Source organism: Actinospica sp. (assembly GCF_035552695.1).
In the GTDB taxonomy this organism is placed as follows: Bacteria; Actinomycetota; Actinomycetes; order Streptomycetales; family Catenulisporaceae; genus Actinospica.
In genome coordinates this window covers 25,556-36,515 of the sequence record NZ_DASZKT010000262.1, presented here as the reverse complement: position 1 = coordinate 36,515, position 10,960 = coordinate 25,556, and the positions used below count along the sequence as shown (strand labels likewise).

Annotated in this window: 9 protein-coding genes and 1 pseudogene; 3 read left to right on the top strand and 7 right to left on the bottom strand. The window is 69.6% G+C overall.

Features of this window, described 5'->3' with window-relative positions; all coding sequences use genetic code 11:
• The 3 genes from VG296_RS29850 to VG296_RS29840 form a co-directional block, all read right to left on the bottom strand.
• On the bottom strand, positions 1-435 hold a 435-nt coding region (locus tag VG296_RS29850; RefSeq protein WP_325571832.1), incomplete at its 3' end, for an NAD(P)/FAD-dependent oxidoreductase.
• A gap of 16 nt (positions 436-451) precedes the next feature.
• Positions 452-1,591, bottom strand: a complete 1,140-nt coding sequence (locus tag VG296_RS29845) for a S1C family serine protease (RefSeq protein WP_325571831.1) — start codon at positions 1,589-1,591, stop codon at positions 452-454.
• Between the two features lie 173 nt (positions 1,592-1,764).
• A complete protein-coding gene (locus tag VG296_RS29840; protein WP_325571830.1) occupies positions 1,765-2,379 on the bottom strand; it encodes a TetR/AcrR family transcriptional regulator in 615 nt (204 codons plus the stop codon).
• 137 nt (positions 2,380-2,516) lie between these two features.
• On the opposite strand from VG296_RS29840, the gene VG296_RS29835 reads away from it, so the two are divergent.
• Entirely contained in the window at positions 2,517-3,860 is a 1,344-nt protein-coding gene (locus tag VG296_RS29835; RefSeq protein ID WP_325571829.1) for a cytochrome P450, read from the top strand.
• A 208-nt stretch (positions 3,861-4,068) separates the two neighbouring features.
• Complete coding sequence (gene rho / locus VG296_RS29830; RefSeq protein ID WP_325571828.1) at positions 4,069-5,253, top strand: transcription termination factor Rho; 1,185 nt, start codon at positions 4,069-4,071, stop codon at positions 5,251-5,253.
• A 30-nt stretch (positions 5,254-5,283) separates the two neighbouring features.
• On the opposite strand, the gene VG296_RS29825 is transcribed toward rho, so the two are convergent.
• The 3 genes and pseudogenes from VG296_RS29825 to VG296_RS29815 form a co-directional block, all read right to left on the bottom strand.
• Positions 5,284-7,737, bottom strand: a complete 2,454-nt coding sequence (locus VG296_RS29825) for a glycoside hydrolase family 3 N-terminal domain-containing protein (RefSeq protein WP_325571827.1) — start codon at positions 7,735-7,737, stop codon at positions 5,284-5,286.
• A 251-nt stretch (positions 7,738-7,988) separates the two neighbouring features.
• A pseudogene (locus VG296_RS29820) lies at positions 7,989-8,237 on the bottom strand (NADP-dependent oxidoreductase); the annotation flags it as partial.
• 78 nt (positions 8,238-8,315) lie between these two features.
• Positions 8,316-8,933: a LysE family translocator gene (locus VG296_RS29815; protein WP_325571826.1), complete on the bottom strand. Its 618-nt coding sequence runs from the start codon at positions 8,931-8,933 to the stop codon at positions 8,316-8,318.
• A gap of 81 nt (positions 8,934-9,014) precedes the next feature.
• Between VG296_RS29815 and VG296_RS29810 the strand changes: the two genes are divergently transcribed.
• Positions 9,015-9,467, top strand: coding sequence for an Lrp/AsnC family transcriptional regulator (locus VG296_RS29810; RefSeq protein WP_325571825.1), 453 nt, complete (start codon positions 9,015-9,017; stop codon positions 9,465-9,467).
• Here the strand turns inward: VG296_RS29810 and VG296_RS29805 are convergent.
• A complete protein-coding gene (locus VG296_RS29805) occupies positions 9,427-10,935 on the bottom strand; it encodes a PLP-dependent aminotransferase family protein (RefSeq protein ID WP_414641153.1) in 1,509 nt (502 codons plus the stop codon). The two genes, VG296_RS29810 and VG296_RS29805, sit on opposite strands and share 41 nt — an antisense overlap.
• Positions 10,936-10,960: the final 25 nt, after the last annotated feature.

The window sequence follows — 10,960 nt, the reverse complement described above, 5'->3', positions numbered from 1 at the left end:
TCCGTCCGACTCCGACATCCCGAGGTAGCGCATACCGGTGAAGTCCTCGGCCCCCGCCGCGAGCGCCGCACGGAACAGGTGCTCGTCGAACTCCAGGCGCGGCACGACGAACACGTCCGTGAGCTTGCCCGGGATCTCCGGAACGGGGTTCTCGCTCAGCCGCCCCGCGGGCCCGAGCACCGTGACCGATGCGATCCGGGGCCGGCCTTCGAGCACTGAGTCGAGGCCGAAGTCACGCAGCACCCGCACGGCGTTGGGGCCGATGCCGTCGCCGCAGGTCTTGTCCCGCGGAAAGGTGCTGCGATCGATCAGCGCGACCCGGAGCCCCCGCCGCGCTGCCATGAACGCGGCGAGGGCTCCGGCCGGTCCGGCACCGACCACCGCTATGTCGACGTCGGCTCCGCGACCTGCGCTCGTGTCCCCGTGATCAACCACGGCGTTCACCTTACCGTCAGGCAGGCGGCCCCGAGGCGAGGGTTACGGTGGCGGTGTTGGACTGGCCGGAGGTATCCGTGTAGCCGATGGACACCGACTGCCCGGGCTTGAGCGAGCCGACGATCGTGCTCAGGTCGGACGCCGAGCTGACGCTCTGGCCGTTGAGCGAGGTGATGACGTCGCCCGCGGTCAGACCGGCCTGCGCCGCGGCGCCACCCGACACGACTTCGGCGATCTGAGCGCCGGACACGGACACGCGGCCGCTCGCGGTCGACAGCATCACGCCGAGGAACGCCGTCTCGCCGACGTGCACGGTCGAGGAGGACTGGCCGGCCTCGATCTGCTGGGCGATCGAGATCGCGGTGTTGATCGGTATGGCGAAGCCGTCGCCGCCGCTGCCGGTGCCACTGCCACTGCTGCCGCTGTTGCCGTTCGGCTGTTGGAGCGAATAGGACGAGGAGCCCGCGGTGTCGATGCCGACGACCTGGCCGGACGAGTTCACCAGCGAACCGCCGGAATCTCCGGCCTGCACGTCGGCGTTGACCTCGATGAGGCCGGAGAGCTGCTCGTTGACCCCGTCCAGCGAATCGCTGGCCGTGATGGACTGGTCCAGGGCCGTCACGGAGCCGGACGCGCTGGTCGGCGTGCCGCCCGTGCCGCCGGCGTTGCCGATGGCCGTGACCGCCTGGCCGACCGAGAGACTCGACGAATTGCCGATGTCCGCGGTCGTCAGCCCCGACGCTCCCTGGAGTTGGAGAACCGCGATGTCCTGCGAGTCGTCGTAGCCGACGACGGTGGCGGAATACGTCTTGCCGTTGCCCACGTCGGTCACGCTGATCGAGGTGGCGCCGTTGACCACGTGGTTGTTGGTGAGAATCTCGCCGGTGGACGTCAGCACGATTCCGGTGCCTGCGCCCTCCGCGCTCTGATAACTGAAGGTGCTGTTGATGTCGACCAGCGCGGCGTCCACCGTCTGAGCGACTCCGGCAGCGTTGGACGAAGTACCGCTGTTGCCGTTGTTCGCGCCGCTGTTGGTGCTGTTGTTCGCCGCGGTCGAGACGGTCGAAGAATTGCCGTCCCATACGGCGTGGCCGACGCCGACACCGGCGGCGGCCGCTCCGACTACGGCGATCGTGGTGACGATTGCGGCCGTCACATGCCGACGGGGTCGCTGACCTACCTGGGGCTCGCTCACGTCGTCCTCCAGACTCCCTGAATTCGGGCCTCTCAAGTACGAGTAAAGATCGGGTTTCCAAGAGAGCCTTGAGAACCGGCTGATACTGCGCCGACTTTCCGACCTATGTTTCTTTCAGTTCGGCTGAGTTCCGCTCAGTTTCGCGGCGCGAGCAGTGCCGTCGCCGCCTGGGTGGCGACCTCGGTCAGGTCCCGGACGTCGCCGCCGTCCTCGACGGTGGTCGCGGTCAGCTCCCTGATGCCGCCGAGCAGCAGCAGGGCCAGCGGACGGGACAGCGGTCCGGCCCCGGACCGCCGGAACTCCTCGGTGTCGGACAGCCGCAGCAGCAGCTCGGTCATCGCGTCGATCGCCTCGCGCTGGACCGTTCGGGCTACGGTGCCCAGGGCCGGCAGCTCCCGGATCCAGCTGAGCATGATCGCCGGATCCGACGCCACCGCGCCGATGTACGCCTCGACCGCCTGACTCACCTGGCGCTGCCACGGCGCCTTCGCGTCGACGGCGGCCTCGATGCGCCGGCGCATCTTCTCGTTCGTCGTGTACAGGAGCGCGACGTAGCACTCGTCCTTGCTCGCGAACTCGGCGTAGAAGGTGCGCCGCGAGGTGCGGGCGTGCCGGACGACGTCGGCGATCGTCGTCTCGCGGTACCCGCGTTCCCGGATCGAGACCGCCAGGCCGTCGATGAGCCGCTGCCGGAACGGCGTCGCGGCTTCGTCCGGGAGCTCGGTGGTGTCGGCGGCTGTGGCAGTCATCGTTGACCAAGCTATCCGATCGGCTCGCCGCCGCCAGCCCGGGAGGCCCTTGTGCTGTCCGGTACTTAGCAGTACCGTCCTTCTGGTACTTGGCAGTACCAGCCCCGTGCGATCGCACCGTCCGCAAAGGAGCGGCCATGACCGATCTGGCCACCGACCAGGCACCGGCCCGGGCGGAGCAGCCCGCCGCGCACGTCCCGCCCGGTCCGCGGCACGGTTCCCGGGTGCACGGCCTCGCCTTCGCGGCCAACCGGCGGCGGGTGACCCAGCGGATGCGGCGGCGCTACGGCCCGACGTTCACGCTGCGGCTGCCGGCCTGGGGCCCGACCGTCTTCCTGAGCGAGCCCGCGCTGGTCAAGCAGCTGTTCACGACGAGCCCCGAGCTGATCGGCAACATGGAGCCGAACCTGGGCCGGGTCCTCGGGCCGACGTCGTTCTTCAACCTCGACGGCGAGGCGCACAAGCGGCAGCGGAAACTGCTGCTGCCGCCGTTCCACGGCCGCCGGGTGCAGTCGTACGAGGGGATCATCGAGGAGGAGACCCGGCGCGAGACCGCCGGCTGGCCCGAGGGCGAGCCGTTCCCGACCCTCGAATCGATGATGCGGATCACGCTCAACGCCATCCTGCGCGCGGTGTTCGGCGCGCAGGGCGAGGAGTTCGAGGCGCTGCGCGAGCTGCTGCCGCCGATGGTGACGCTCGGCTCCCGGCTGACCATCATGCCCGGTCCTGAGCTGGACCTCGGCCGGTTCAGCCCGTGGGGCCGGTTCCGCATCTACCGGCGCGAGTTCGACGAGATCGTCGACCGGCTGATCGCCAGTGCGCAGGCGGATCCAGACCTCGACCAGCGCAACGACATCCTGGCCCTGATGCTCCAGGCCCGCTACGACGACGGCGAGGCATTGCCCCCGCGTGCCGTGGCCGACCAGTTGCTGACCCTGCTCGCCGCCGGGCACGAGACGACCGCGACCACGCTCGCCTGGGCGGTCGAACGGATCCGCCGGCACCCGCGCGTGCTGTCCCGCCTGGTGGCAGAGGTCGACGAGGACGGCTCCGACCTGCGCAAGGCGACGATCATCGAGGTGCAGCGCACCCGTCCGGTGATCGATCTGACCGGCCGTAAGGTGCGCGGCGAGACGGTCGCGCTGGGGCCGTGGGTGCTGCCGCGCGGCTACAGCATCATGGTCTCGATCAGCCTGGTCCACGACGACGACTCGGTGTTCCCGAACGCCGCGGTGTTCGACCCCGATCGCTTCCTGGGCGTTAATCCGGACACGTACTCGTGGGTGCCGTTCGGCGGCGGCACTCGGCGCTGCATCGGCGCCGCGTTCGCCACCATGGAGATGGACGTGGTGCTGCGCACCCTGCTGCGCGACTTCGAGCTGGTCAGCACGGACGAGCCGGACGAGCGCTGGCACTCCCGCGGCGTCGCGTGGGCGCCTCAGCGCGGCGGATTGGCCGTCGTGCGCCGTCGCATGGTATAGTCCTTGCAGCGTTGGGGACGCAGATCTAGTCCGTGTTGATTCCGGCAAGGTAGTCCCAAATCTCAACGTCAGAACCGTACAGCTCTCAGCTGCCCGCGCATTCTTTCTCGTGCTGCCCGGCAGCAGGAGCGTTCCTTCATCACGCCCCGCGCTTCGTGAAGTGTCCGAACCGCGGCGGGCCATGTTACCCAAATCTAAGGACATTGCTATGACTAGCACTCTTGAACACCCAGTGAACACACACACCGACCGGCTCCAGACCGTCAGCGGGCTCGTCGACCTACAGGACCGGCACGGGTTCCTCCGCGTCAGCGGCTACCTGCCCGGCTCGCAGGACCACTACCTGTCCGCGGATCTCATCCGCAAGCACAAGCTGCGCACCGGCGACCTGGTCGTCGGCGCCGCCGCCCCGCGGCCGGCCGCATCCGGCAAGTCCGGACAGGCCAAGGCCCATCCGCTCACCCGCGTGGACCTCATCAACGGCGCGCCGGCCGAACGGCAACTCGCGAGGCCGCGGTTCGCGGACCTCGTCCCGATCCACCCGCAGCAGCGGCTGCGCCTGGAGACCGGCCCGGACGTGCCGGGCACCAGGGCCATCGACCTGCTCGCGCCGATCGGCAAGGGCCAGCGCGGCCTGATCGTGGCCGCGCCGAAGACCGGCAAGACCCAACTGCTGCAGTCCATCGCGCGGGCCGTGGAGCGCAACCACCCCGAGTGCCACCTCATGGTCGTACTGCTCGACGAGCGGCCCGAGGAGGTCACCGACATGCAGCGCGCGATCGGCGGCGAGGTCATCGCCTCCACCTTCGACCGCCCCGCGCACGAACACATCGCGATCGCGGAGCTCGCCGTCGAGCGGGCGAAGCGGCTCGCCGAGCAGGGCACTGACGTCGTCATCCTGCTCGACTCGCTCACCCGGCTGTGCCGCGCGCACAACAACAACGCCAAGCCCGGCGGGCGCACCCTGTCCGGCGGAGTCGACGCCGCGGCCGTCGCCGGACCCAAGCAACTTTTCGGCGCCGCCCGCAAGCTCGAGGACGCCGGCTCGGTCACCATCCTGGCCACGGCGCTCGTCGACACCGGCTCGCGCGCCGACGACTACTTCTTCGAGGAGCTGAAGAGCACCGGAAACATGGAGCTGCGGCTCGACCGCGCGCTCTCCGACAAGCGGGTCTTCCCGGCGATCGACATGGCCGGCTCCGGCACCCGCCGCGAGGAACTGCTGATCCCCGCCGAGGAGCTCGACGCCGTACGGCGCCTTCGCCGCGTGCTGAGCGCCCAGCCCGGCAATCAGGCCACCGAACTGCTGCTGGAGCGGATGAAGACCACCGCCGGCAACGCCGAGTTCCTGCGTCAGATCCGCCAGACGACGCCGTCCCACTCAGAGTCCTGAGGTTCCCCGGGTGGGACGGCTCGCCGCGGCTCAGGAGATGGAGAAGTTCGCCGAAGCCGCCACGTCGTACGGCGTGGTGTCGTCCTTGTCGATCTGCAGGATGTAGCTCCCGGACTCAACGGTCGGCGCGGCGGCCGAGTTGATGTCGCCCTGGCTCACGGCCAGGTCCGAGGCCGGGAACGTGACGTGCACCGTGCTCGAAGCTCCCGCCGCGAGCGTCACCCGCGCCCAGCCGACCAACCGCTGCGGCGGTACCAGCACGGCGCTGACGGGCTGGGCCACGTACACAGGGACGATGTCCGTGCCCGCCGTGGTCCCCGAGTTGGTGACCGTGAACGTCGCCACTCCGTTGCCCTTCGCGTGCACGTTCGGCGTCACCGTCAGACCGCTGACGGCGAAGTTCGTGTACGAAAGGCCGTAGCCGAACGGATAGAGCGGGTTGTACGCGTGCCCCGCTCCGGAGCCTGTGCCGTTGAGCTGGTCGAAGAACTTCGGTTCGTCGCCGAGCGGCGAGGGCGCGCTCCCGTTGAAGTCACCACCCACCGACGCGGCGTCGGACGGCCAGCTCACCGAGAGGTGCCCGCTCGGATCGAGCTTGCCGAAGATCGTCTCCGCGATGGCCTGACCGGCCTCGGTGCTGCCCTGATAGGCCATCAGGATCGCGTTCGCCTGTTCGGCCGAACCGAGCCCGAGCGGGCGTCCCGCGATCACGACGACGATCACCGGCTTGCCGGTCTTCTCCAGCGCGGAGATCAGCGCGGTCTGATCCGCAGGCAGCGCGGGCGCCGGATTGTCGCCGAGCCCTTCCGCGTACGCCTTCTCCCCCACCGCCACGACGTACGCGTCCGTATTGGACGCGTCGGCGACGGCGGTCGCCTGATCAGGCACGTACGTGGCGTTCGGGTCGGCGCTCAGAATCCCGTTCTGCACGGTAGTGCCCGGTGGAATCTGATTCGCGGGGCCCATGCAGCACACGTGCCCGGCTCCGTACACGCCCTGCCAGCTCACGCTCCAGCCACCGAGCTGGTTGGTCATCGAGTCGGCGCTCGGGCCGGTGACGACGACGTGCGCGGTCGGCGCGAGCGGCAGCGCGCTGTTCTGGTTGCGTAGCAGCGTCATCGACTCCTCGGCCGCCTGCAACGTCTGGTCGCGGCCCGAGGTCACGGCGGCGTCGGCGGCGTTCGCGTTCACGCAGGGGGTGTTCGGATCGCGCACGCAGCCCTGGTCGAACAGGCCGAGCTGGAACTTCATCGTCAGGATGCGCCGCACGGCCTGGTTGATCCGCGCCTGCGAGATCTTGCCGTCCTTCACATCCTGCACGACGGCGCTCTGCCACTGGTCGGGACCGGAGACCTCCATGCTCATGTCGACGCCCGCGTTGACCGCGTCGGCGACGGCGGAGGGCAGGTCGGCGGCGATGTGATACGTGCTCTGCAGCGCGATCACGTCCTGGTAGTCGCTGATGACGACGCCCTGGAAGCCCATCTGCCCGCGGAGGATGTCAGTGAGCAGATAATGCGAGGAGGTCGCGGGCACGCCGTTGATCGAGCCGGAGTCGACCATCACCGCCCCGGCGCCCGCGTTGATGGCGCCCGCGTAGGACGGCAGAATCGTGCTCTGCAGGTAGTTCAGCGGCAGCAGCGCCTCGTTGCGGTCGTGCCCGTTGATCGACTCGGAGTATCCGGCGAAGTGCTTGACCGTCGCGGAGACGTTCAGCGCGCCGGCGCCGGACGACGCCTGCATGCCCTTGACGTCGGCGGCGCCGAGGGCGGCCGAGAGCGCGGGCTCCTCGGCCCAGGTCTCGTAGTACCGGCCCCAGCGGTTGTCCCTGGCGAGATCCTGGACCGGCGCGAACGCCCAGTTCCAGCCGGTGGCGCTCAGCGCGGTCGCGGTCGTCTGGCCCTCCGCGTACGCGGCGGACGTGTCCCACGTCGCGCCCATGCCGATGGACTGCGGGAACAGCGGCGCCTGCCACGGGTGCCCGACGCCGTGCACCGCGTCGATGCCGAAGACGAGCGGGATGTGCAGCCGCGAGTGCGCGACCGCGTACTGCTGGATGATGTTGTACTCGTTGGCCCAGTCGTAGCCCGTGTTGCCCGCGCCGCCCTTGCCGGTGGTGTCCGGCGGGTTGTCGGTGCCTCCGGCGAGCACGGATCCGACGTCGTCGTTGACCAGGATCTGCTGCATGCAGGCGGTGTTCGGCATGCCGAAGCCGCTGCCGCCGCCGCAGGTCGTGCTGTTCGGGTCGGTCAGATTGTCGACCAGCTGCTGGTCCATCTGCCCGGCCATCTCCTGCAGCGTCATCCGGCCGAGCAGGTCGGAGACGCGGGACTGGACGGAGGCCGAGGAGTCGAGGTAGAGCGGGCCGGCCCCCGCCCCCGCCGAGCCCGCCGGGACGAGGAACGCCCCCGTGGTCGCCGCCACCAGCACGGCCATCGCGACGCGCGAGCGGCTGCGGGCGGCGGGATGTATCAGGGTATTCATGAGCTTCGTGCGGTGAACGCGCATCATCGCGGCACACTCCTGGGAAGCTAGATCGATTTTTACCTGTTCTTTTCCGGACAGCCCGGCGTGAACGAGGTGAAAATAGGTCCAGCCGCCCCACTCATCAACCCCCTGCGGTTCCGGAACCTGAAGTTTTTAAATCAGCCCATGAAACTATGACCTGATACATCTCAGTTGCGTCACGAACCGCGGCCGGGATCAATGGTGCCGCACATCGTGGACCCGTTCCCTCAGATCCGTACGTTCGTCTTGCCGCGGGCGCCCGAGGTGCTGCGCAGCGCGTCGGGGACCTCGTCCAGCGAGATGGTCTGCTGGATGGGGACTGTGATGCGGCGCTCCGCGACCTCGGCGGTGATCCGGGCGAGCAGGTCCGGCTTGTTCTGCATCATGAAGTTGACGACGGTGATCCGGTTGGCGGCGAGGAGTTCCGGCGGCGCGACGAGGGTCGCGGACACCGCCGTGCCGCCGTCTCGCACGAGTGCGGCGTTCGCCGCGAAGCGGTCCGGGTGCGTGCGGCTACGAAGGTCGCGGCGGCCGCCGCGGTATCGCTTTCCGCGTCAGGCGAGTAGATGCTCCGCGAGCAGGAGCGCGCCGATCGCGATCATCGCGACACCTGAGCAGCGGGACACCGCTCGGGCGAAGGCCGGGCGGGTGCGCAGCACGCGTCTCGCGGCGGTGCCGACACCCGTGTAGACCATGGCGCAGTTGGCCGTGTGCACCAGGCCAAGCAACGCGATCTGCGCGGCGAAGGGCCAAGCCGCGCCACGTGCCGCGAACTGCGGCAGCAGCGCGAGGAACAGCAGCAGCGCCTTCGGATTCAGGCCGCTGATACCAGCTCCCCGGGCCGCGCGCCGCGGCCAAGGACCGCCGTCTTGCGCCGCGGCGGCTTCGGGCACAGCAGGTCGAGCCAGCGTGGTGACGCCGAGCCAGAGCAGGTAGACCGCGCCGAGCGTCGTCAGAACGGTCAGCACGACGGGCGTACGGGCGATCAGCGCGGCGACACCGCTCGCGACCGCCGCGGTCAAGACCACGTAGCCCGCCAGCAGACCACCCACGGCGGGAAGCACCGACCGATCGCGCAGCCCGGACGCGATCACGTACGCCCAGTCCGCGCCCGGGACCAGCACCAGGAGCAGGGAGACCGCCCAGAACGCGGTGAGAGCAGCTATCGGCACAAGGGGAAGACTAGGGCGATCTGTCCCGAAGGTGTTTCCAACATTCCCCGTAGATCGCGTCTGAGTGGAAGAATCTTCTCCATGGACGACCTGGACCGGAAAATCCTTGCCGAGCTGCAGCGCGACGGCCGGTTGACGCTGACCGAACTCGCCGAGCGCGTCCGGCTGAGCGTCTCGCCGTGCCACCGTCGCCTGCGCGCCCTGGAACGGTCCGGCGCGATCGCCGGCTATCACGCTCAGCTCGACGCGGCGGCCCTGGGCCTGGCCTTCGAGGCGCTGGTCTTCGTGACCATGCGGTATGAGGACCGGGAGACTGTCGCGGAGTTCGAGCAGCGCGTCGCCGAGCTTCCCAACGTGCTCCAGGCGCAGCGGCTGTTCGGTGACCCGGACTACCTGCTGCGCATCGTCACCCGCGACCTGCCCGCCTACCAGCAGCTCTACGACGAACACCTCGCCACGCTCCCGGGCGTCCAGCGGCTGAGCTCCACCTTGGTCATGAAGAGCCTCGTCGAGGCCCGGCCCCTTCCACTGTGAGCACGGCCTCGCGGATGAGGGCGATGCCGCGCGCCAGGTCGGCGGGAGGCGAGGCCGCGTATCCGAGGACGAGGCCGGGTTCGTTCGGCAGCTGGTAATGCCAGGACAACGGCTGGGTTTTGACGCCGTGTTCGAGCGCTCGCGTGGCGACGTCGGTGTCGCGGAAGTCAGCGTCGAAGGTGATCGTGAGGTGCAGGCCAGCCGCGGCGCCGTGAATTCGTGCCTGCGGCAGGTGCGCGTGGATCGCTTCGATCATCGCGTCGCGGCGACGGCGGTGCCTGCGACGCAGCGTGCGAAGATGCCGTTCCAGTTCGCCGGACTCCATCAGCTCGGTCAGCACGAGTTGCGGCAGGACCGCGTTGCCGAGGTCGGCGTAGCGCTTGGCGACCACCATGGCCTCTCGGTGGCTCGGAGGCGCGATCAGCCAGCCGACGCGTAGCGCGGGGGCGAGGGTCTTCGAGACGCTGCCGGCGTAGAAGACGCGGTCGGGCAGCAGCGCTTGGACGGCGGGAACCGGAGGCCGGTCGTAGCGGTGTTCGGCGTCGTAGTCGTCCTCGAGGATGAACCCGCGGTTCTCATCCGCCCACTTCACCAACTCGCGCCGACGCCCGCCGTCGAGCACCACACCGGTCGGGAACTGATGCGCCGGAGTGAGCGCGACGGCCGGGGCGCCGCTTTCGCGCAGCAGGTCCACGCGCAGACCGGCCGCGTCGACCGGGATCGGCGGTGTGCGCAGGCGGCGGCTGGCCAGGTGCTGGCGCACGCCGAGCGAACCGGGATCCTCGACGGCGATCTCGCCGATCCCGTCGTCCATCAGCACACGTGTGATCAGGTCGAGCGCCTGCGCGACTCCCGTGACGATCACCACGTCGTCCGCGTCGACACGGATGCCGCGATTGCGCGCGAGCCAGTCGGCCACGGCGCGGCGGAACGGGGGTGCGCCGCGCGGGTCGCCGTACCCGAAGTCCGCTGGATCCAGCGCGTCGAGAACCCGCCGCTCCGCGCGCAGCCAGCCGCCGCGCGGGAACGCGGCCAGGTCCGGCACGCCGGGCGTCAGGTCGATCCGGGCCGGGCTGGCACGTAAGAGGTCGAATACGTCGTGCCCGGGTGCGACGGCGAAATCCGTATGCGCGGGCCTCGGCTCCGCGTGCCGAACCCCGGTTGGTGGAGCGATGGGCGCCGCGACCACGAACGTCCCGGCACGTCCGCGACCGGCCAGCTGTCCGTCCTCGATCAGCCTTCGGTACGCCTCGGTGACCACGCCGCGCGAGACGCGCAGTTCCTCGGCCAGCACTCGTCCGGGCGGCACCCGGCTGCCCATCGGAAGCCGGCCGTCCGCGATCGCGGCGCGCAACCGCTCGGTCAGATAGCCGATCAGTCCGCCGTCCGGCGCCTGGCTCAGATCCAGCTGCAAGAAGTCGGTCCCGGGTTTGGACCTGTCAGATGGTTCCGCTTTGGACCTTGGCACAGGACCATTGTGCAGCGAGAGTGGG